Origin of the sequence: Amycolatopsis sp. NPDC058340, assembly GCF_042723975.1 — a bacterium.
Taxonomy (GTDB): Bacteria; Actinomycetota; Actinomycetes; order Mycobacteriales; family Pseudonocardiaceae; genus Amycolatopsis.
The window spans coordinates 20749-41865 of sequence record NZ_JBHXIB010000041.1; the positions used below are offsets into that span (position 1 = coordinate 20749).

Here is a 21117-nt window from a genome sequence, read left to right on the forward strand (position 1 = left end):
GGGACCATGGGCGGCATCGAATTCCTCAAGGGACACGGCACACAGAACGATTTCGTGCTGCTTCCCGACCCCGACGGCCGCCTCGAGCTGACCGAAGCGCGGGTGGCCGCGTTGTGCGACCGTCAGCGTGGTCTCGGTGCCGACGGCGTGCTGCGTGTCGTGCGCTCGGCCGCCCTTGGGGCCGAGTCCGAGGGCGAATGGTTCATGGACTACCGCAACGCCGACGGATCCATCGCGGAGATGTGCGGCAACGGCGTCCGGGTCTTCGTCCGTCACCTCGTCGATTCCGGGCTCGTGTCCGAACGCGGCTTCGTCATCGGCACCCGCGCTGGTGACCGGCCGGTGCGGATGCACGCCGACGGATCGGTGACCGTGCAGATGGGACCGGCGACGATCACCGGCACCTCGGTCACCGTGGTCGCGGGCAAGCCGTTCTCCGGGGTCGCGGTGAACGTCGGCAATCCGCACCTGGTGTCGGTCGTCGACGACGACGTCGATGTGCTCGACCTGCGCGACCAGCCCGACTTCGACTCCGACGTGTTCCCCGACGGCGTGAACCTCGAGTTCATCAACCTGCTGGGCGACGACGCGCTGAAGATGCGTGTCCACGAACGCGGCGTCGGCGAAACGCGGTCCTGCGGCACCGGCACGGTCGCCGCGGTCGCCGCAGCCCTGCACCTCGCGGGCACCGACACCGGCGAGGCGACCGTCGACATCCCCGGTGGCCGCGTGGTGGTCGAGGTGCGCCGCGGCGGGTCCACGCTGACCGGCCCGGCGGAGATCGTCGCGCGCGGGGAACTCGACGAAACCTGGTGGGACGGGCTCGGCTAGCCGACCGCGATCGGCTCCTTGGGAAGGTCGCGAAGCTTCCGGATCGGCGAGAAGACCACCCACAGCACCGCGGCCGCCTCACCGGCCGCGGCGAACCACAGGGTCCCCCGGATCCCGATCGCCTCACCCAGTACGCCGCCGACCAGCCCGCCCAGCGGCAGCATGCCCCACACCACGAAACGCACGCTGGCGTTCATGCGGCCGAGCAGCCGGTCCGGGCAGACGGCCTGCCGGTAGGACACCTGCGCGACGTTGTAGACGATGATCCCGAACCCCGCGATCGCCAGCGCCGCGGGGAACAGCACGATCCGCCAGCCCGGCGCGGCGAGCGGCAGCAGCAAATGGAACGGCCAGGTCAGCAAGGGGACGAACCAGATCGAACGGGCTTGCCCGATCCGCCGGGTGATACGCCCGGCCAGGATCGCCCCGAGGATCCCGCCAACGCCACCGGTCGCCAGCACGACGCCGATGATCGCCGGTGACAGGCCGAGTTCCCGGTTCAGGAACAGGATCTGCACGGTGGTGAAGGCGCCGTTGGCCAGGTTGGCCGTCGCGGTGCAGGCGACGATCGAGCGCAGGGCCGCGTCGGTGAACACGAACCGCAGTCCTTCGACGATCTGGGGGAGCAGCTTCGCGTCTTCATGCCGCTCGGGAACTTCTTCGACGGTGCGGATCCGCAACAGGCACAGCGCGGAGGTCAGGAAGCCCACCCCGGTCATCAGCACGGCGTTGGCCGCGCCCGCCAGCTGCACGAGCCCGCCGCCGACACCCGGTCCGGTCAGGAACGCGACCGACTGGCTCGCCTGGAGTTTCGCGTTGCCTTCGAGCAGGTGCTCGCGGCCGACCAGCGACGGCAGGTACGACTGGTAGGCGACGTCGAAGAACACCGTCGCGACCCCGACGAGCGTGGCGACCACGATCAGCTGCGTCAGCGACAGGACCCCCGCCCACCAGGCGAGCGGAACGGTGAACAGCAGCGCCGCGCGGACGAAATCGGCCCGCAGCATCAGCACCCGCCGCCGCATCCGGTCGACCCATACCCCGGCCGGCAGCCCGATGATCAGGAACGCGACGGTCTCGGCAGCGGTCAGCAGCCCCATCTGGAACGGCGTCGCGGCCAGCACGGTGGCCGCGAGCAGGGGAATCACCGTGTGACCGGCGAAAGCACCCATCTGGCTGGCCGTGTCACCAGCCCAGAGCCGCCGGAAGTCCGCGTGGAAGAAGAGGGAGTCTCTGCGCACGAGGCCACCTTGGCGTGAGTGATTGGAAACTGTCAATCACTTTCGGCTCTAGGCTGTCCCGGTGCCCACTCCACGACGCGCCGCCACCGAGGCCGAGATCGCCGCGATGGCGTCCGGAATAAGGCTGCGCATCATCCGGTTGACTTATTCCGAGGCGCTGACCAACAAGGAACTCGCCGAACGGCTCGATCGCGACCCGGCGACGACGCTGCACCATGTGCGCAAGCTCGTCGACACAGGGTTCCTCGAAGCGCTCCCGCCGCGACGCGGCACGCGCGGTGCGAAAGAAATTCCGTATCGCTCGACCGGGTTGTCGTGGCATCTTGATTCCCGCGACAGGGGGATCGATCAGGCGATCTTCGAGGCGTATCTGGCCGAGATCGCCGAGGTGGGATTCGACGAGGTGCAGCAGACGCGCCTGGTCGTCCAGGTGCCGGACGAGCAGATCGCCGAGTTCGAAACACGGCTGATGGAGCTCGTCGACGACTTCATCTCCCGGCCGGCCGACCCGGAAGCGAAACGCACGGCCATCTACCTGTCGAAGTATCCCAGCAGGTAATGAATTCGGTCCCGCCGCCGAAACGTGGGACCATGGAGGCACGATGACGGAACTGACACACAACGATCTGAACGACGACATGGACCCATCGACCGGCGAACTGGAGCTCGAGGACCGCGCCTCGCTCCGCCGGGTAGCGGGCCTGTCCACCGAACTCGCGGATGTCACCGAGGTCGAATACCGGCAGTTGCGCCTGGAGCGCGTCGTTCTGGTCGGTGTGTGGACCGAGGGCAGCGCCCTCCAGTCCGAGGCCTCGCTCGCCGAGCTCGCGCGACTGGCCGAAACGGCGGGCTCCGAGGTGCTGGAAGGCCTGGTGCAGCGGCGGATCCGCCCGGATCCCGCCACCTACATCGGCTCGGGCAAGGTCAAGGAACTGCGGGACATCGTGGCGGCCACCGGTGCCGACACGGTGATCTGCGACGGTGAGCTTTCGCCCGGCCAGCTGCGTCAGCTGGAGGAGAAGGTCAAGGTGAAGGTCATCGACCGCACCGCCCTGATCCTCGACATCTTCGCGCAGCACGCCCGCTCCAAGGAGGGCAAGGCGCAGGTCGAGCTGGCTCAGCTGCAGTACCTGATCCCGCGGCTCCGCGGGTGGGGTGCGGCGCTGTCCCGGCAGGCCGGTGGCCGGGCGGGCGGCGCCAACGGTGGTGTGGGTCTGCGTGGTCCGGGTGAGACGAAGCTCGAAACCGATCGGCGGCGGATCAGCAAGCGCGTGTCGAAGCTGCGCCGCGAGATCGCCGCGATGGACACCATCCGCGAGACCAAACGCGGTCGCCGGGTGGCCAACGAGGTGCCGAGCGTCGCGATCGTCGGCTACACCAACGCCGGCAAGTCGAGCCTGCTCAACGCGCTGACCGGCGCCGGGGTGCTGGTCGAGGACGCGCTGTTCGCCACGCTGGATCCGACGACCCGGCGGGCGCAGACCCCCGACGGCCGCACCTACACGCTGACCGACACCGTCGGTTTCGTCCGGCACCTGCCGCACCAGCTGGTGGACGCGTTCCGGTCGACGCTGGAGGAGGCGGCGAGCGCCGACCTGCTCGTGCACGTCGTCGACGGTTCCGACCCGACGCCGGAAGAGCAGGTCAACGCGGTGCGCGAAGTGCTCGCCGAGATCACGAAGCGCCGTTCCGAGCCGCTCCCGCCGGAGCTGCTGGTGATCAACAAGGCCGACGCCGCCGACGAGGTGTCGCTGGCCCGGTTGCGGCACCAGCTGGCCGGTTCGGTGCAGGTGTCCGCGCGGACCGGCACCGGCATCACGGAGCTGGCCGAGGTGATCGCGGAGCGGCTGCCGAGGCCGGAGGTCGTGGTCGAGGTGCTGATCCCGTACTCGCGGGGCGAACTCGTTTCCCGCGCCCACGCCGACGGCGAGGTGCTGGAGGAGGAGCACGTCGAGACCGGTACGCGGCTGGTCGTCCGCGGCAGGCCCGAGCTGGCCGCAGCGCTGAGCGACTTCCAGACGGACGGCTCGGCCCTGTAGGAAGTGCCAAAAGACTCGTGAGTGGTAAGGACGGTTCTAACCGTCCTTACCACTCACGAGTCTTTTCGGCGTCCGCACCGAACTGCGCGCCGTCCCGGACGTCTCCGTAGTGTGGGGCTTCAGGGGTTCCACGGGTACGGAGGTGGCTGTGCGGGGGATTGTCGCGGCGACGGTCGCGCTGGCGGCGTTCATCGGCGGGACGGCTCCCGCCCTGGCGCAGGAGGTCCCGGCACCGCAGCCGGTGTGCAAGAACAGCGAGTCACGGCTCAGCGAGCTTTCCGGCCTGGTTTCCGACGGCGAGCACCTGTACGCCCTCAACGACGGCGGGACCAAGACGCAGGTCTTCGTCCTCGGCCGCGACTGCAAGGTCCAGAAGGTCATCTCGGCCGCCACGGACCCGTACGACCCCGAGGACCTCGCCCGTACCGCGGACGGCACCTTCTGGCTTTCCGACACCGGCGACAACCGCAAGAAGCGGGACACGGTCGCGCTGATCTCGCTGACACCGCAAGGGAAAGCGACGCTGCACCGGCTCACGTACCCCGACGGGCAGCACGACGTCGAGGCGCTGATCATGGACCGTTCGGGGACGCCGTACCTGATCACCAAGGACCTATTCGGCAGCTCCAAGGTCTACCGGCCGACAGGACCGCTCGCCAGTCCCGGCCCGACTCCGCTGGAGAACGTGGGGTCCTTGCAGATCAAGGAAACCTCGACTCCGGGCGGTCCCGCCGGATCCATCGGTTCGATGACCGTCACCGGCGCGGCCTCGATGGCCGACGGTTCGGTGGTCGCGTTGCGCACCTACACCGACGCCTACCTCTACGCCGTCACCGACGGAGACCTCAAGAGCGCGCTGCAGCGCGAGCCAGTGCGGGTGCCCCTGCCGAACGAGAAACAGGGGGAGGCGATCGCCTTCGATCCGGACGGGACGCTGCTGTCCGGCGGGGAGGGCGTCGGCGAGCAGATCCGGGCGGTGAAGGGCGCGGCCGCGCTCGCCGTGGACGCGGCGAAATCCGAGGGCAGCACGTCGGGCGGGACATCCGCGGCCGGTGGCACGGGCCAGGGGTCCGACTTCCCGTACGCGCAGGTCGGTATCGCCGCGGTCGTCGTGATCGGCGGCCTTCTCCTGGTCGGAAGGCTGCGAAAGCGGCGCGCCTGACCGAGTGAGGCTGCCGAAGCCGCCGAGCCTGACCCGGGTCGGGTGACCCGGGATCCCGGCGTGCTCCGGCTCCGGGCTACAGCCTGCGAAGAACGGCGACGACCTTGCCGAGGATCGTGGCGTCGTCACCCGGGATGGGCTCGTACGCCTCGTTGTGCGGCATCAGCCAGATGTGGCCGTCCTTGCGTTTGAACGTCTTGACCGTCGCTTCGCCGTCGATCATCGCCGCCACGATCTCGCCCGGGTCGGCTGTGGGCTGCTGGCGCACGACGACCCAGTCGCCATCGGTGATGGCGGCGTCGACCATCGAGTCACCGGTGACGCTGAGCAGGAACAGTTCGCCCTCGCCGACGATCTCCCTCGGCAGCGGGAAGACGTCTTCGATCGCCTGCTCCGCCAGCACCGGTCCACCGGCCGCGATCCGGCCGACGAGCGGTACGTACGCGGCCTTCGCGGCCGACTGCGGCTGCTCGACGTCGATGCCCATCGGGTTGTCGTCCGTCGTGGCGAGCACACCCACCGCACGCGGGCGGTTCGGGTCGCGTCGCAGATAACCCTTGCGCTGCAGGGCCTGCAACTGGTGCGACACCGACGAGGTGGAGGTCAGCCCGACCGCCTCGCCGATCTCCCGCACACTCGGCGGGTAGCCGAACCGGCTCACCCACAGTTTGATCACGTCGAGCACCTGCTGCTGCCGCACGGTCAGGGTCTCGTCCACCTCGTAGACCTCGGGCAAGGCGCGCACCTTGCCCGAGCCCCTAGGCGCGTTCCCCGCCTTGCTCTCCTTAGCCACCGTCTCGCTCCTTCATCTCCTGCGTCGCCTCCCAGTACGTCCGGTCGCCCGGACCGACTTCGCGTGTCTTCGCCGGTGGCGGACGATCTTCCCGCCCACGGCACCGGCGGCGTCCGCGCAGCAGACGCCCTGGTCAACGACGTTAGCCCGCCGGGACGACGATTTCAAACATCTGTTCGATGGACACGCCGTGTCGCTCGATTTTTGTCGGTGGGAGGTGGTACACATTCGCACGGGCGTTCGATAGAACGCGTGTTCGATCTTGATGCCGGGTCCCGGCCCGGCGGCGAGCGCAGCAGGACTGCGAGGAGGTTCCGATGTCGATTCTGGCCGATCGAGGACTGGTGCGGCCCAGCTCCCCAGGGCCCGTTCCGGCAGGGGCGACCCGGCCCGTGCGGGTGGTGCGGGGCAGGCGTGCCGAGCCCTTGCGTCCGCCCACCAGGGCGCGGGTCGTGGCGGGCCGGCGCCCCGGCGTCGCCACCGTCGCCCCGGCGTGCCCGGCGCCGCGGCGGCTCCCGCTCAGGTGGCCGTCGCTCGCCGGGATGGCCTTGCTCGTCGCCGGGGTCGTCACCGGATTGGGTCTGTTCTTGGCCGGTGTTCCCGGCGCCGCGGTACCCGAACGGACCACCACGGTGTCCGTTTCCGCGGGCGAGACGCTGACGGATATCGCGGCGCGATTCGCGCCAGGCAGTGACACCGGCGCGGTCGTCGCCAAGATCAAGGAGCTCAACTCCCTGGAAAACGCCGTTCTCGTGCCCGGGTTGCCGCTCACGGTGCCCGTCGCGGCCGAGGTCGCGGAAGGTGGGAGGTGATCCCGAAGGGCGTTCTCACCCGTCGTGGGTGAGCTCCTCTTTCGTGTCCGATCGGCCCGGCCGTTGCGCTTGCGTGCGTCCGACCAGCGATCTAGTCTCCACCGCTATATGTAGTAGTTACATGGCTGTAGTTGGTCCATAGCTTGGGGTAGACTCGGTACCAGTTGTCCACAGCTGGCCGGTGTTCACCCACCGGATGTCCACAGATCGATCCACATGTCGATCTTTTCCGTCGTTGCGTGGCGACGGGGCGGGCGTCCACTCGGGGCCGTCCGGCGCGGAGGGGAAGGTGATCGGCGGATGAGGTGCCCGTTCTGCCGGCATGCGGACTCTCGGGTCGTCGACTCCCGAGAGGTGGATGAGGGTCAGGCGATCCGGCGGAGGCGCTCCTGCGCCGCTTGCGGCCGGCGCTTCACCACTTCGGAGACGATGGTGCTCGCCGTCGTCAAACGATCCGGGGTCACCGAGCAGTTCAGCCGGGACAAGGTGGTCCGGGGGGTGCGACGCGCCTGCCAGGGCAGGCCGGTCGACGACGACGCGTTGCAGCAGCTCGCGCAGCGGGTCGAGGAATCGATCCGGTCGGCGGGGCTGGCGGAGATCCCGAGTCACGAGGTCGGCCTGGCGATCCTGGGCCCCCTGCGCGAACTCGACGGCGTCGCCTATCTCCGGTTCGCCAGTGTCTACCGCTCCTTCTCCTCGGTCGAGGACTTCGAGAAGGAGATCTCGGACCTCCGCGAGGCCATGGCTGCCACACCGGACGAGAGCGATCGAGACGCGAAAGACGGCTGATGCCGCCTCCCGCGTGGGAGTGAGGGAAAGACCCATGACCGAGACCGTGGGAACAGGCAACCCGGCCACAGCGCGGGCGAACGGGAAGAAGAAGCAGGCGGGCGGGCTCACCGTGCGCCGCGTCTTCACCACCGAGGGCGTCCACCCGTACGACCAGGTCACCTGGGAGAACCGGGACGTCGTGATGACGAACTGGCGCGACGGCACGGTCAACTTCGAGCAGCGCGGTGTCGAGTTCCCCGGCTTCTGGTCGGTCAACGCGACGAACATCGTCACGAGCAAGTACTTCCGCGGCGCCGTGGGCACACCTCAGCGCGAGCAGAGCCTGAAGCAGCTGATCGACCGCGTCGTCCGCTCCTACGTGAACGCCGGCCGCGAACACGGCTACTTCGCGAGCCCCGCCGACGCCGAGATCTTCGAACACGAGCTGACCTGGATGCTGCTGCACCAGGTGTTCAGCTTCAACTCGCCGGTGTGGTTCAACGTCGGCACGACGTCGAAGCAGCAGGTCAGCGCGTGCTTCATCCTCGCGGTCGACGACACCATGGAGTCGATCCTCAACTGGTACCGCGAGGAGGGCCTGATCTTCAAGGGCGGCTCCGGTGCCGGCCTGAACCTCTCCCGCATCCGGTCCTCGCGTGAGCTGCTGTCCTCCGGCGGCACCGCGTCGGGTCCGGTCTCGTTCATGCGTGGTGCCGACGCCTCCGCGGGCACCATCAAGTCCGGTGGCGCCACCCGGCGCGCGGCGAAGATGGTCGTGCTCGACGTCGACCACCCGGACGTCGAAGAGTTCGTGCAGACCAAGGCCCGCGAAGAGGAGAAGATCAAGGTCCTCCGCGACGCCGGGTTCGACATGGACCTCTCCGGCTCGGACATCGCCTCCGTCCAGTACCAGAACGCGAACAACTCGGTCCGCGTCTCCGACGAGTTCATGCAGGCCGTCGAGACCGAGGGCGACTTCGGCCTGCGGTCCCGGACCACCGGCGAGGTCATCGACCGGGTCGACGCCAAGAAGCTGTTCCGCACCATCGCGCAGGCCGCGTGGGAGTGCGCCGACCCGGGCCTGCAGTACGACGACACGATCAACGACTGGCACACCTGCCCCGAATCGGGCCGGATCACCGCGTCCAACCCGTGCTCGGAGTACATGCACCTGGACAACTCCAGCTGCAACCTCGCCTCGCTGAACCTGCTCAAGTTCGCCACCGAGGACGGCGGTTTCGACGCGCCGCTGTTCGCGAAGGCCGTCGAGCTGGTCATCACCGCGATGGACATCTCGATCTGCTTCGCCGACTTCCCGACCGAGGCGATCGGCGACACCACCCGCAAGTTCCGCCAGCTGGGCATCGGGTACGCGAACCTCGGCGCGCTGCTGATGGCGCTCGGCCACGCGTACGACTCCGACGGCGGCCGCGCGCTCGCCGCCGCGATCACGTCGCTCATGACCGGCGTCTCGTACCGGCGTTCCGCGGAACTCGCCGCGGTCGTCGGGCCGTACGAGGGCTACGCGCGCAACGCCGAGGCGCACCAGCGGGTCATGCGCAAGCACGCCGCCGCCAACGAACTCGTGCGGACCTACCACTCGAACGACGCCGCGGTCCGCGCGCTCGCGACCCAGGAATGGAAGCACGGCATCGAACTGGGCGAGAAGAGCGGCTGGCGTAACGCGCAGGCCTCCGTGCTCGCGCCCACCGGCACCATCGGCTTCATGATGGACTGCGACACGACCGGCATCGAGCCGGACTTCTCGCTGGTCAAGTTCAAGAAGCTGGTCGGCGGCGGCTCGATGCAGATCGTCAACCAGACGGTCCCGCGCGCGCTGGCCGCGCTCGGCTACCAGGGCGAGCAGATCGAAGCGATCGTCGAGTACATCGCCCAGCACGGCCACGTCGTCGACGCCCCCGGCCTGCGCCAGGAGCACTACGAAGTGTTCGACTGCGCGGTGGGGGAGCGGTCCATCGCGCCGATGGGACACGTCCGGATGATGGCCGCGGTGCAGCCGTTCCTGTCGGGCGCGATCTCCAAGACGGTCAACATGCCGGAGTCGGCGACCGTCGAGGAGGTCGAGGAGATCTACTTCCAGGGCTGGAAGTACGGCCTCAAGGCACTCGCGATCTACCGCGACAACTGCAAGGTCGGCCAACCGCTGTCCACCGGCAAGAAGGAGAAGGCCGAGCCCGAGGCCGAAAAGGTCGTCGAGTACCGGCCGGTCCGCAAGCGCCTGCCGAAGAAGCGCCCGAGCCAGACGGTGTCGTTCACCGTCGGTGGCGCCGAGGGGTACCTGCACGCCGGTTCGTATCCGGACGACGGTCTCGGCGAGATCTTCGTGAAGCTCGGCAAGCAGGGATCGACCCTCTCCGGCGTGATGGACGCGTTCTCGATGTCGATCTCCGTCGGCCTGCAGCACGGGATCCCGCTGGAGTTCTACGTTTCGAAGTTCTCCAACCTGCGCTTCGAGCCCGCCGGCATGACCGACGACCCGGACATCCGGATCGCCACCAGCGTCATGGACTACCTGTTCCGCAGGCTGGCGCTGGACTACCTGCCGTACGAGAAGCGTTCGCAGCTCGGCATCTTCACCGCCGACGAACGTTCGGCACAGGTCGAGGCGAACTACGGCACGGCACCCGCCGCGGAACCGGAGAACGTCGACATCGACGCCCTCCGGTCCACTGTGGACTCCTCGGCCGCGGAACCCGCCAAGGTCGCGCACTCGACGGCGGAACTGGTGGAGCTGAACCTCGGCACCGCGTCCGACGCGCCGCTCTGCATGACCTGCGGCACGAAGATGCGGCCCGCCGGTTCGTGCTACGCCTGTGAAGGGTGCGGCGCGACCTCCGGCTGCAGCTAGGTCATAACGAATGGCATGAAAGGGTCGTTCAGGACGATATGTGTCCTGAACGACCCTTTCATGACTCTGGAGGCGAATGCGTGACCATCGTTGATCCCTTCGGCACCCTCGGCCAAGCCCTGTGGATCTGCGGCGGGCAATGGGCGGGGAAGTCCACCGTCTCCCGTCTGCTGGCACGCCGCCACGGCATCACCGTCTACCACTACGACTTCCACGACGCCCGCGCCCATCAGGACCGCCGTGTCGCGCACCGCGTCCGGAACGGTGCACCCGTCGAGGATCCCGACCCCGACACCGTATGGGTCGACCCCACACCCGAGCGGATGGCCGCCGACACGATCGCGGGGTTCCCGGTGCGGTTCGAATGGGCGCTGGACGATCTGCGCGCGCTGGTATCCGGGCGCCCGATCCTCGCCGAGGGCTGGGGGTTGCGCCCGGAACTGGTCGCGCCCCTCCTGGATTCGCCCCGGCGGATGATCGTGCTGGTGCCCACGGACGAGTTCCGCGAGCACCAGCTTCGCGTGCTGCCCCGGGCCGCCGCGGTGACGCACCGGGTCAGCGATCCCGAGCGCGCGCAGCGTAACCGGGTCGAGCGAGACCGGCTCGTCGCCGAGGATGCCGTCCGTAGCGCGGAGAAACTCGGTATCCGGGTGGTGTGGGTCGACGGCTCGAAGGACGCCGAGGCGATCGCGGATGTCGTCGCCGGGCACTTCGGCCCTTATTTGGCCTGAGCGAGATCGAGGACGAAGGTCGCCGCCGCCAGCGCGAGGAATCCGCCGGGGAAGGCGATGTTGTGGAACACGCGGGCGCGCACGTGGGTGATGACGGCGCCGAGGTAGAACAACACGAGCCCGGCGGCCGCCGCGGTCCCGAGGTAAGGCACCCCGAGCAGGCCGAGCAGCAGCCCGGCCGCGCCCGCGGCCTTCAGCGAGGCCAAGGGCGGGATCCAGGACTGAGGCACCTTGACCTCGGCGGAGTTCTCGAGAACGAACGGGATCCGCGCGAAGTCGGCGGCGGCGATCCCGGCGTTGATCACGATCGTCAAGATGGCCAGGGTGAGATATGCGGTGAACATGCCCACTGGACGAGGCCCGCGCCCGGAACGTGACAGCGGTCAGGATCGCCAGCGGTCGAGCACCGCGTCGATGGCCGGCCGGATGCGATCGCGGGCGGCCTGGCGTTCCACGCCCGCCATGAGGAGGTCGTCGTACTCGGTGTCCAGATGCCGGATCGAGGCGACGACGGCGAGGAACACCGCTCGTTCGGCCAGTTCCCGCCCGGCGGCGGACCGGCCCACCCGGCCGCTGCCGCGCAGGCCCGCGTGTTCGGCGATGGCGCGCGCCCGCTGCGGCGGGCAGCCGGGGAACATCTCGGTGATCGCGGTGTGGAACCGGGCGGTGAACTCGACGTCTTCGTGGGCGCGGCGTTCGCGGTCGCGCCCACGGCGGCGCTCCCGGACGTCCTCGTCGGCGAGGCATTGCTCCTCGGCGTCGCGCAATGCCGATTCTTCGACGAGGATCCCTTGCCGCTCATGACGTTTCCGCGACCGGTTGAACTTGGTGACGACGGCGGAAAGCCGGCTCGCCTTCTTCGCCCGGCGGGTCAGGGTGGCGTCGCCGGACGGCAGGAAGACCAGGTGGCCGAGGTCGGCGCAGTCGAGGCAATGCGGCTTTTCGCTCTCCAGGAACAGGAGGTCGCCGGTGCCGCCGCAGTCGGCGCATGTCCAGTCCTGGAGTGCCACCGAGACGATGAGGTCGGGCGCTTTCCGTTGCCTGGCCTCGACTTGCGCGCGTTTGGCATCGGACAGCCCCGGCATGATCCAGTGCGTCCGGAACAGCGGTTCGAGATCGGCTAGATCGCCGGAGGTCACTCGGAGGGCGGCCCGGTCCCGGGTCGCGCCGACGTGCTCGATCTCCGTCCCTTCGAGGCCGTTCGCCGCGACCCAGCGTCGCAGGGCACCGAGCGCGAAGGTCAGCTTCTCCGGGGTCACCGGCAGCGCTGCCGACAGGACGGGGATCCGGCCGCGTCGCCAGGCGTCGACGACGTTCTCCGAGAGCCAGCCGATGCCGGTGAGGATGCCGAGCGCGGTCACCGACTTCTTTTTGGCCAGCAGCTTTTCCGCCGTCTCTACGACGCGTTGTTCCAGTTTCGCTTCACCCTGCATCGCCGGGAATCCTAGCGATCACGCGGTTTCGGCGCGGGCCCGGTACGCCCGGATCTTGGCGCGGTTGCCACAGCGTTCCATCGAGCACCAGCGGCGGTTGCCCGACCGCGAGGTGTCGAAGAACAGCAGGTGGCAGTCGCTCGCGGAGCATTCGCGGACGCGGCCGGAGCGTTCGCCCGCGACCAGGCCGATGGCGTCGCGGGCGACGGCGCCGAGGAGTTGCTTCCCGGTGACGGGCGGCGCCCAGGCGAGCCGCCGTGTCTCCGGGTCGACGAGTGGTCTCGGGGTGGCTTCGGTCGCGCTGTTCAGCACGGCGAGGTCGTCTTCCGACGGTGCTTCGCCCCGGGCGAGCGCGGGTGCGACACGGTAGAGCGTGTCCCGCAGTTCCTTGAGCGCGGCGAGTTCGGCGGGCCGGATCCGGACGTCGGTCAGGGGAGCGGTCAGTGCCAGCCGGGAGCCGGTGAACCAGTCGGCGAGGGCGGATGGCGTATGCGCGATTTCGTAGCGCTCGTACGGGCCGGGGCCGCCGGTCAGCATGAGTTCGAGGCTGAGGCTGCCCGGATCGAACCGGTACCGCTCACCCTGGGTGTTGACGAGAAGCCTTGTTCCCGGAGTCATGTAACCACTATAGTCGGTTTCGGAAACCAGGTAAGACGGTTACGGCGGAGGCGTGATGATCGGCAAGACGAAGGACGCGGGCTGGGAGATCGGCGTGTCCAAGACGATGGCGTATCCGCTGGACCAGGTTTGGGAGTACCTCTCGGGTCCGGGCCTGGCGGCCTGGCTGGGCGACGTGCGGCTGGAGCCGGAGAAGGGCGCGCCGTACGAGACGGCCGAGGGCACCGTCGGCGAGGTCCGCGGCTACCGGGAACGCGAGAAGATCCGCCTCACCTGGCGCCCGAAGGGCTGGGATCACGAGAGCACGGTCCAGGTGGGCCTTCGTCCCGCCGGGCCGGGCAAGACGACCGTGGTCTTCCATCAGGAACGGCTCACCGGCCCGGAAGAGCGCGCCGCGCAGCGCGAGCACTGGCGGGCCGTGATGAAGCTGGTCGCCGACGGCCTCGCCGGCTGATCAGGAGAGGGTGCGCCGGGCGAGCCCGGCCAGGGCGTCGGTGATCCGTTCGGCGCTCAGGCCGAGCTCGCCCGTTTGATGCAGGAACACCTCGGCGGCGAGCGGCGCCAGCAGGATGTCGGCGAGCGCGTCCGGATCCCGGGCGTTCGCCTGTTCGGCGAGATGACGGACATGGGTGCGCCACAGCCGGTACGGTCCGGTCGTGAACCGCGAGTGTCCGACCTCGGTGCCGAGGACGAGATGCGCGTGCCGGGCGAGCAGCCCGATCATCGCCGCGTAGAACGCGGCCAGCCGCTCGGCGGGCGGCGCGCCGGGCCCCAGCGGGGGAGGGCCGGTGAGCAGCCGCTCCTGGAGTTCCCGCTCGTGTTCGTCCAGCAAGGCCACGGCGATCGCCGAGCGGTCCGGGTAGCGGCGGTACAGCGTCGCGCGGCCGACCCCGGCCGCTTTGGCGATGTCCTCCATGGTGACGTCCGCGGCCGGACGTGCGGCGAAGAGCTCTTCAGCGGCCTTCAGGATCTTCGCGCGGTTACGCGCGGCATCCGAGCGTTCCCGTCCCGGGGCGTTCGCGAGCAGATCTTCCGGCATGGTCCGCAGCCTAGGGAATATCCGGACGCAGCGTCCACTTGTACCCGGCGAAGCAAGTGGACGCCGTGTCCACTTCCTGGTCCGGGAGGCCCCGATGAGCCACCTTCTCCACCTCGACTCCAGTGCCCGCAGTGCGTCGTTCTCCCGTGAACTGAGCGCACGGTTCGCCGAGGTCTGGCGTGCCGCGAACCCGGGCGCGGGTTACACCTACCGCGACGTGGCCGCCGACCCGGTGCCACCGATCGGCCAGGCCTGGACCGAGATCTGCGACGCCCTCCTCCAGGCCGGGATCACCGATCCGGACGGCTACGCCTCCGTGGTGAAGACGCCGGAGCAGCGCGAGGCATGGGCTGTCGTCGAGCCGCTGCTGGCCGAACTGCTCGCCGCCGACGTCGTGCTGATCGGGGCGCCGATGTACAACTTCTCGATCCCCGCGACGCTCAAGCTGTGGATCGACCAGGTGACGTTCCCGAAGATGTCCTTGGCGGGCAAGGCTTTCGTGGTCGCGGGAGCACGTGGCGGCAGCTATCTGCCGGGTACGCCGCGCGAGCCGGTCGACCACCACGAGCGTTACCTGCGCGACTTCTTCGCCGGGCACTACGACGTCCGGGGCGTCACGTTCCTGCACTCCGAACTGACGAACGCCCTGGTCGACCCGCGGCTGAGCCCGCGCGATCCCGACCGGATCGCGTCGCGGGAGCAGGCGCTCCTCGGCGCCGAAAAGGCCGGAAGGGAAGCCTGATGGGCTGGGGGATCCTGCTCTTGGCGGGAGTCGTCGAGGTCGCCTGGTCGCAGAGCATCAAACCGACCGAGAACTTCAGCCGGTTCTGGCCGACCGTGCTGTGCTTCGTGCTCGGCGTCGCCGCGGTGTACCTGCTGTCGAAGGCGATGGACTCGATCCCGGTGGGGACCGCGTACGCCGTCTTCACCGGCATCGGCGCGGTCGGCGCGATCGTGTTCGGCATCGTGATCCACAAGGATCCGGTCGGTTTCGGCCGGTTCGCGGCGATGGCGCTGATCGTGGGCGGGGTGGTGCTCGCCAAGGTGGCCGAGTAGCCGGAGGGGGCGTTCAGGACGAAATCCTGAACGCCCCCTCCGTGACCCGTCAGGCGAGCTTCTCCCACAGGAATTCGAACATCAGCGCCCATTTGAACGCCAGCTGCTCGTTGTCGGCCGCCGCGCCGTGCCCGCCCTCGATGTTCTCGTGGTACCGCACGTCGTGTCCCTGCTCCACCATCCGCGCGACCATCTTGCGCGCGTGCGCGGGATGCACCCGGTCGTCCCGGGTGGAGGTGACGAACAGGACCGGCGGGTATCCGCCGTCACCGCGGACGTTCTGGTACGGCGAGTACTTGCCGATGAAGTCCCATTCCGCCGGGTCGTCGGGGTCGCCGTACTCGGCCATCCACGACGCGCCCGCGAGGAGCTTGTGATACCGCTTCATGTCGAGCAGCGGCACCTGGCTCACGATCGCGCCGAACAGGTGCGGGTAGCGCGTCAGCATGACACCCATCAGCAGCCCGCCGTTGCTGCCGCCCTGGATGCCGAGCCGGGACGGCTCGCTGATCCCGCGCTCGACGAGGTCGGCGGCGACGGCCGAGAAGTCCTCATAGACCTTGTAGCGCTTGGCTTTCGTCACCGAAGTGTGCCAATCCGGCCCGTATTCGCCGCCGCCGCGGATGTTCGCGACGACGTAGGTGCCACCCCGCGCGAGCCAGCCGCGGCCGATGACACCGCTGTAGCCAGGGGTCAACGAGACCTCGAAGCCGCCATAACCGGTCAGCAGCGTCGGCCCGCCTTCGGCGCCGGAGGGGCGGACGACGAAGTACGGGATCTTCGTTCCGTCTTCGGACGTCGCGAAGTACTGCGAGACCGTCATGCCGTCGCTGTCGAAGAAGGACGGAGCGCGCTTGAGCACCTCGACGTCACCGCCGACGTGCCCGTAGCTCAGCGTCGACGGCTGGGTGTAACCGCTGGAGTCGAGCAGGTATTCGTCGCTGACGTCGGGGTCGGTGCCGGTGATCTGCGCGGTGCCCAGTTCCGGGGCGCCGGCGAGCGGCCGGGAGGCCCAGCCTTCGGACGGCGTGAGCACGCGCAGTTCCGTCCGGACGTCGGACAGCGTCGAGAGCAGCAGATGGTCGTGCGTCCACACCCAGTACTCCAGCGACGTATGCGCGTCCGGGGTGAAGAGGGTCGTGAAGGTGCGCTCGCCCGCCATGAACGCGTCGAAGCCGGAGGCGAGCAGGGTGCCGGAAGGGTACGTCGTGCCGTCGACGGTCCAGTCCGAACGAAGGCGGATCAGCAGCCACTCGCGGTGCGAAGACGTCTGCGCGTCTTCGGGGACCTCGATGCGGTCGAGACCGGCGGCCGTCCGGACATACCTTTCCGTGCGGTAGAAGTCGATCGACCGGTAGACGAAGTCGCGTTCCCAGCCTTCGGTCGGGTCGTGGTGCGCGGAGACCGAGACGTCGTCCGGTTTGCCCTCGAAGACCATCGCCGCCTCTTCGAGCGGTGTGCCGCGCCGCCATTCCTTCGCCAGCCTCGGATAGCCCGAGCTGGTCAGCGTCCCCGGACCGAAATCGGTGCCGATGTAGACGCGGTCATGGTCGATCCAGCCGATCCTGGTCTTGGCTTCGGGGACGAAGAACCCGTCTTCGACGAAACGGCGCTCGTCGAGGTCGAACTCGCGGACCACGGTCGCGTCGGCGCCGCCGCGCGACAGCTCGACCAAAGCGCGGTGATACCCCGGACGGAGGACGGCCGCGCCCTGCCACACCCAGTTTTCGCCGTCGGCCTCGGCCAGGGCGTCGACGTCGAGCAGGAGCTCCCACTCCGGCGTGTCGAGCCGGTACTGCGCCAGGGTGGTGCGGCGCCACAGGCCGCGCGGGTTGGCCGAGTCCTGCCAGAAGTTGTACAGATACTCGCCGCGACGGCGGACGTACGGGATCCTGTCGTCGGCGTCGAGGACCTCGCGGACCTCGTCACGGATCCCGGCGAACCGCTCACCGGTGGACAGTTCCGCCAGCGCCTCGGCGTTGCGGGCGCGCACCCACTCCAGCGCTTCCTCGCCGGTCACGTCTTCCAGCCACAGGTACGGGTCCTCGTCACTCATGCACACAGTCTCGCCGGGCGCTCGGTCCCGGCGCCACCAGGTGTGGGATTCCGTATGCTGTGGGCTCGCACGTTTGGGGGACACCATGACCGGCACCGACGAGGTACCCAGACCGTTCGCGCCCGCGCCGCCTCGCCGCAACCCGGGGGCCGCCGTGGTCGGCCTGCTCATCGTCGCCGCGCTGACCACCACCGGGATGGCGATCGCGGGCGGACCGCGGCAGATCGACGGTCAAGCCCTCCCGGTGTCCGGCGCGTACACCTCCGAAGGGGCCAAAGCTCCCGCCGGGAACGCGAAACCCGCGCCCAAGGAGGTGCGGGAACTGGAGACGAACCCGCTGCTGGCGGAGGGGATCGCGCTCGGCGCCGTCACCTGCCGCCTGCCCGCGATCAGCCGCGATCCCGAGAAATTGGAGACGTACTACAAGACCTTCGTGTCCTGTCTCGCCGAATCCTGGAAACCCGCTTTGGACCAGGCGAACGAGCCCGCGCTGCCGGCCACCGTGCAGGTGACGCTGCCCGAGACCAGCGCGTGCGGGAAGGCGCCCAGCGCGGACGAGGCCGTCGCCTACTACTGCGGCGGCGACACCACGATCTACGCGCCGACCCAGTGGATGCTGGGCGACGCGGGCCTCGAACGGTCTCGTCACCTCGCGACGATGGCCCACGAGTACGGACACCACGTCCAGCGCTCCAGCGGGATCCTGTCGGCGGCCGCGGAGAAGATGTCGTCGCCGGGGGAGGACAGCCCGGCCGACAAGGAACTGGTCCGCCGTATCGAACTGCAGGCGAACTGCTTCGGCGCGCTCGCCCTCGCGGCCGCCGCCGGTCGCGGTTCGATCAGCAGGTCGCTGGCCAACGCGGCACTCGACGACTACGGCCGCGCCGACGACAGCGACACCCACGGCAGCCGTCGTAACCAGCTGAAATGGGCGAAGGCCGGGTTCTCCGGGAAGACGACGTCGGCGTGCAACACCTGGGCGGCGCCCGCCTCGGACGTCAAATGACCGACGAGGTGATGGCCGAGATCAACACCGGCCTCCAGCTGCACATCTCCGGCGACCGCGACGGCGCGCGCGAGAAGTTCGCGGCGTTGTGGGAACGGATCGGCGAAGACGGCGACCCGCTGCACCGGTGCGCGCTCGCGCATTACATGGCAGACGTCCGCGACGATCCGGCCGAGGAACTCGCCTGGGATCTCCGCGCGCTCGCCGCGGCCGACTCCCTCACCGACGAACGTGCGAAGGAGTACCACGCGACGCTCGCCGTGCGCGGCTTCTACCCGTCGCTGCACCTGAACCTCGCCGAGGATTACCGCAAACTCGGTGATCACGAGTCCGCGAAGACACACTGGGAGCTCGGGCGGGGGACCCTCGGCGCGCTCGGCGACGACCCTTACGGCCTCGGGATCATCGAGGCGTACGAAGCGCTCGCCTCCCGGCTTGGTATCGAACCGGACTCTGCGGACTTTCGCGCAGGGCGGTGAGGCCATAACCTGGAGTGACTCAGGTCACCCATCCGGGAGGAGCGCGTATGCGGATTTCCGATCTGTTGCGGAACAAGGGGGCGGCCGTCGCGACCGTCTCGCCGGAGACGAACGTCACCGAACTGCTCGAGAGACTGGCGGAGCACAACGTCGGTGCCCTGGTGGTCGTCGACGCCGAGGGCGGGATCGTCGGGATCGTCTCCGAACGGGACGTCGTGCGACGGCTCAACGAGCGCGGACCCCAGCTGCTCGACGGATCGGTGTCCGCGATCATGACGAAGATGGTCGCGAGCTGCACCCCCGAGGACTCGGTGGACCAGCTGTCGGTCCTGATGACCGAACGCCGTATCCGGCATGTCCCGGTCGTGGTGGACGGCAGGCTCGCGGGGATCGTGAGCATCGGTGACGTCGTGAAGACCCGGATGGAACAGCTGGAGAAGAGTCAGGAACAGCTGGAGGCGTACATCTCGCAGGGCTGAACTGCTCGTGAGTGGTAAGGACGGTTCTAACCGTCCTTACCACTCACGAGGCGCGTGGGGTCACTCCCGCCAGCCTGACAGCTCGACACCCTTCGCGACGTCCACCCGGTACCCGAGCGTCACGACGCCCTTCGCGCCCGAAGCGAGCGTCAGCCGCCAGGTGAACTCGCCCAGTTCGGTCCGCTCCACCGGCTCCGGTGTGGTGCGCACGTCCCGGACGGTGATCGCGTCGTCCCGGGAGACCGGCGCCTGGTCCAGCACGGTCACGTCGGCTTCGCGCGGGCTGTGGTTGACGATCGTCGTGGTGTACGCGGCTTCCCGCTTGCGGACGCCGGACAGCGTCGCCTTGCCCGCCGTGCGGTGCGTGAGCTCCCGTTCGATCCGGATCCGGTCGTCCACGCCGAGGGCGAGTTCGAGTTCCTCACCCGGCGCCCAGACCTCCAGCCGCGTGGTGCCGACGAACTCCGTCTCGTGGAACACCGACGCCTTCCCCGGCCGCAGCGTGTGCTCCGAAGTGTTGACCACGGTCGCCCGCAGGAACGCCTCCGGGGACACCGCCGGAGCGGTGATGTAGCCCAGTTTCGCCGTCAGCTCCAGTTGCGCGAGCGTCGTGCGGTGCCCCTGCGCTCCCGACGGCACCGCCACCGGGCGTCCCGGCCGGTAGGTGACCGCGGTGGTGCCCTGTTCGACGGACGCGGTCCGCGCGGCCATCCCCGGCCCGGCCGGGGCGGGCATGCCCGCGGCCTCCGGCATCCCGCCACCCGCGGGGGACGCGCCACCGTACGCCGCACGCGCCATCAACGGCTGGACCGGACGCACGCGGTCGAGGAACCAGGGTTCGAGTTCCGGTACCTCGACGGTGTTCGCTGGCCGCGCGGTCGACAGGGCCAGCTCGCATTCCGGCCAGTCCTCGCCGGTGTGCTGGGTGATCCGCCCGTACCAGGTCAGTGAGACGTCCTCGCCGCGGACACGCACGTCGTAACCCGGCTCCCAGCTCGCGTTCGCGACCATGTAGGACAGTTCGAGGCCGATCTCCGCGCCGTCCTCCTGGGGCTCCAGCTCCACCGTGACCGTCGCGCTGTCCACTTCGGACATCCCTTGTTTCGTCTCGATCTCGCGGTCGAGCGCCTTGAGGTCGTCACGGAGCCGGGCGAGGCGGATGCCGAGTTCGCGGCGCTTTCCCAGCGCCTCGGCCAGTTGGATGCCGAGCGCGTCGGTGACTTCGGCGACCCGCGGCGGCTCGGCCGTGCCCGCCGCGAGCGCCTTCGCGAAACTCTTGCCGCTGCGAGTGGCCAGGCCGGTCAGCAGATCGACCTTCGCCGTCTCGGCGGAGACCGCGTCCGCGACCTCGTCGATCACCGCCTGATCGGCCCTTCGCCGTTCGGTCAGCGCGCGCAGGGAAGTGTCCGCGGGCGCGGGATGGCGCTCGACGGCGACGTCGACCCCGGCGATGACCGCGGGGCCGGAACCGGTGACGCGGACCGAATCGGTGTCCAGGTTCCACGGCAGGCCCGCGAAGGCGAAACGCGTTTCCCCGTCGAGGGCCGCCGAAGCCCGCCTCGTGATCCGGGCGTGGTGCGGGTAGACGGTGACGGCGACGATCGGTGCTTCCAGGGTGCTCGGCATGCCTCCGACGTTAGTCTCTTGACTCTCGTTCGGGTGGCCGGAAACCTCAGCCGGGTCCTGCCCGCCCGCAATTGGG

Annotated in this window: 22 protein-coding genes; 14 read left to right on the top strand and 8 right to left on the bottom strand. The window is 69.1% G+C overall.

The window, feature by feature from the left end:
- Nucleotides 1-6 precede the first annotated feature (6 nt).
- Nucleotides 7-831 (top strand): diaminopimelate epimerase, encoded by an 825-nt coding sequence (gene dapF / locus ACFWIW_RS31870; RefSeq protein WP_378371867.1) that lies wholly within the window; start codon nt 7-9, stop codon nt 829-831.
- Here the strand turns inward: dapF and ACFWIW_RS31875 are convergent.
- Nucleotides 828-2072, bottom strand: a complete 1245-nt coding sequence (locus tag ACFWIW_RS31875; protein WP_378371868.1) for an MFS transporter — start codon at nt 2070-2072, stop codon at nt 828-830. The two genes, dapF and ACFWIW_RS31875, sit on opposite strands and share 4 nt — an antisense overlap.
- A gap of 61 nt (nt 2073-2133) precedes the next feature.
- Between ACFWIW_RS31875 and ACFWIW_RS31880 the strand changes: the two genes are divergently transcribed.
- The 3 genes from ACFWIW_RS31880 to ACFWIW_RS31890 all read left to right on the top strand — a co-directional run bounded on the left by ACFWIW_RS31880 (nt 2134) and on the right by ACFWIW_RS31890 (nt 5273).
- Nucleotides 2134-2631, top strand: coding sequence for a transcriptional regulator (locus tag ACFWIW_RS31880; protein WP_240597985.1), 498 nt, complete (start codon nt 2134-2136; stop codon nt 2629-2631).
- A 43-nt stretch (nt 2632-2674) separates the two neighbouring features.
- Complete coding sequence (gene hflX / locus ACFWIW_RS31885) at nt 2675-4111, top strand: GTPase HflX (RefSeq protein WP_378371869.1); 1437 nt, start codon at nt 2675-2677, stop codon at nt 4109-4111.
- A gap of 148 nt (nt 4112-4259) precedes the next feature.
- Nucleotides 4260-5273, top strand: coding sequence for a hypothetical protein (locus tag ACFWIW_RS31890; RefSeq protein WP_378371870.1), 1014 nt, complete (start codon nt 4260-4262; stop codon nt 5271-5273).
- Nucleotides 5274-5349: 76 nt separating this feature from the next.
- Here the strand turns inward: ACFWIW_RS31890 and lexA are convergent, their stop codons facing one another.
- Nucleotides 5350-6066, bottom strand: coding sequence for a transcriptional repressor LexA (lexA, locus tag ACFWIW_RS31895; RefSeq protein ID WP_037343289.1), 717 nt, complete (start codon nt 6064-6066; stop codon nt 5350-5352).
- 317 nt (nt 6067-6383) lie between these two features.
- On the opposite strand from lexA, the gene ACFWIW_RS31900 reads away from it, so the two are divergent.
- The 4 genes from ACFWIW_RS31900 to ACFWIW_RS31915 all read left to right on the top strand — a co-directional run bounded on the left by ACFWIW_RS31900 (nt 6384) and on the right by ACFWIW_RS31915 (nt 11249).
- Nucleotides 6384-6878, top strand: coding sequence for a LysM peptidoglycan-binding domain-containing protein (locus ACFWIW_RS31900; protein WP_378371871.1), 495 nt, complete (start codon nt 6384-6386; stop codon nt 6876-6878).
- Between the two features lie 300 nt (nt 6879-7178).
- On the top strand, nt 7179-7667 hold the full coding sequence (gene nrdR / locus ACFWIW_RS31905; RefSeq protein WP_240597980.1) for a transcriptional regulator NrdR: 489 nt from the start codon (nt 7179-7181) through the stop codon (nt 7665-7667).
- A gap of 34 nt (nt 7668-7701) precedes the next feature.
- Nucleotides 7702-10518: a vitamin B12-dependent ribonucleotide reductase gene (locus tag ACFWIW_RS31910; protein ID WP_378371872.1), complete on the top strand. Its 2817-nt coding sequence runs from the start codon at nt 7702-7704 to the stop codon at nt 10516-10518.
- A gap of 80 nt (nt 10519-10598) precedes the next feature.
- Entirely contained in the window at nt 10599-11249 is a 651-nt protein-coding gene (locus tag ACFWIW_RS31915) for a hypothetical protein (protein ID WP_378371873.1), read from the top strand.
- On the opposite strand, the gene ACFWIW_RS31920 is transcribed toward ACFWIW_RS31915, so the two are convergent.
- Genes ACFWIW_RS31920 through ACFWIW_RS31930 form a run of 3 tightly spaced genes read right to left on the bottom strand, consistent with a single transcriptional unit; the run spans nt 11237 to nt 13300 of the window.
- Nucleotides 11237-11593, bottom strand: coding sequence for a DoxX family protein (locus ACFWIW_RS31920; RefSeq protein WP_378371874.1), 357 nt, complete (start codon nt 11591-11593; stop codon nt 11237-11239). The genes ACFWIW_RS31915 and ACFWIW_RS31920 overlap by 13 nt on opposite strands.
- A gap of 39 nt (nt 11594-11632) precedes the next feature.
- Nucleotides 11633-12682, bottom strand: coding sequence for a DUF2293 domain-containing protein (locus ACFWIW_RS31925; RefSeq protein WP_378371875.1), 1050 nt, complete (start codon nt 12680-12682; stop codon nt 11633-11635).
- Nucleotides 12683-12700: 18 nt separating this feature from the next.
- Nucleotides 12701-13300 (bottom strand): CGNR zinc finger domain-containing protein, encoded by a 600-nt coding sequence (locus ACFWIW_RS31930; RefSeq protein ID WP_378371876.1) that lies wholly within the window; start codon nt 13298-13300, stop codon nt 12701-12703.
- Between the two features lie 55 nt (nt 13301-13355).
- On the opposite strand from ACFWIW_RS31930, the gene ACFWIW_RS31935 reads away from it, so the two are divergent.
- Nucleotides 13356-13754: an SRPBCC domain-containing protein gene (locus ACFWIW_RS31935; RefSeq protein ID WP_378371877.1), complete on the top strand. Its 399-nt coding sequence runs from the start codon at nt 13356-13358 to the stop codon at nt 13752-13754.
- Here ACFWIW_RS31935 and ACFWIW_RS31940 read toward each other — a convergent pair whose 3' ends face one another.
- A complete protein-coding gene (locus ACFWIW_RS31940; protein WP_378371878.1) occupies nt 13755-14339 on the bottom strand; it encodes a TetR/AcrR family transcriptional regulator in 585 nt (194 codons plus the stop codon).
- Between the two features lie 94 nt (nt 14340-14433).
- Here ACFWIW_RS31940 and ACFWIW_RS31945 point away from each other — a divergent pair, with 94 nt between their 5' ends.
- Nucleotides 14434-15081, top strand: a complete 648-nt coding sequence (locus tag ACFWIW_RS31945; RefSeq protein ID WP_378371879.1) for an FMN-dependent NADH-azoreductase — start codon at nt 14434-14436, stop codon at nt 15079-15081.
- Complete coding sequence (locus tag ACFWIW_RS31950; protein ID WP_378371880.1) at nt 15081-15395, top strand: DMT family transporter; 315 nt, start codon at nt 15081-15083, stop codon at nt 15393-15395. Before ACFWIW_RS31945 ends, ACFWIW_RS31950 begins: the two co-directional genes overlap by 1 nt.
- A 49-nt stretch (nt 15396-15444) precedes the next feature.
- Here the strand turns inward: ACFWIW_RS31950 and ACFWIW_RS31955 are convergent, their stop codons facing one another.
- Entirely contained in the window at nt 15445-17451 is a 2007-nt protein-coding gene (locus ACFWIW_RS31955; protein WP_378371881.1) for a prolyl oligopeptidase family protein, read from the bottom strand.
- Nucleotides 17452-17536: 85 nt separating this feature from the next.
- On the opposite strand from ACFWIW_RS31955, the gene ACFWIW_RS31960 reads away from it, so the two are divergent.
- The 3 genes from ACFWIW_RS31960 to ACFWIW_RS31970 are packed head-to-tail and all read left to right on the top strand — an operon-like array spanning nt 17537 to nt 19415.
- On the top strand, nt 17537-18457 hold the full coding sequence (locus ACFWIW_RS31960; RefSeq protein WP_378371882.1) for a neutral zinc metallopeptidase: 921 nt from the start codon (nt 17537-17539) through the stop codon (nt 18455-18457).
- Nucleotides 18454-18936 (top strand): hypothetical protein, encoded by a 483-nt coding sequence (locus ACFWIW_RS31965; RefSeq protein WP_378371883.1) that lies wholly within the window; start codon nt 18454-18456, stop codon nt 18934-18936. The genes ACFWIW_RS31960 and ACFWIW_RS31965 overlap by 4 nt, the downstream gene beginning before the upstream one ends.
- A 47-nt stretch (nt 18937-18983) precedes the next feature.
- Complete coding sequence (locus ACFWIW_RS31970; protein WP_037304170.1) at nt 18984-19415, top strand: CBS domain-containing protein; 432 nt, start codon at nt 18984-18986, stop codon at nt 19413-19415.
- Between the two features lie 60 nt (nt 19416-19475).
- On the opposite strand, the gene ACFWIW_RS31975 is transcribed toward ACFWIW_RS31970, so the two are convergent.
- Entirely contained in the window at nt 19476-21041 is a 1566-nt protein-coding gene (locus ACFWIW_RS31975; protein WP_378371884.1) for a DUF4139 domain-containing protein, read from the bottom strand.
- Nucleotides 21042-21117: the final 76 nt, after the last annotated feature.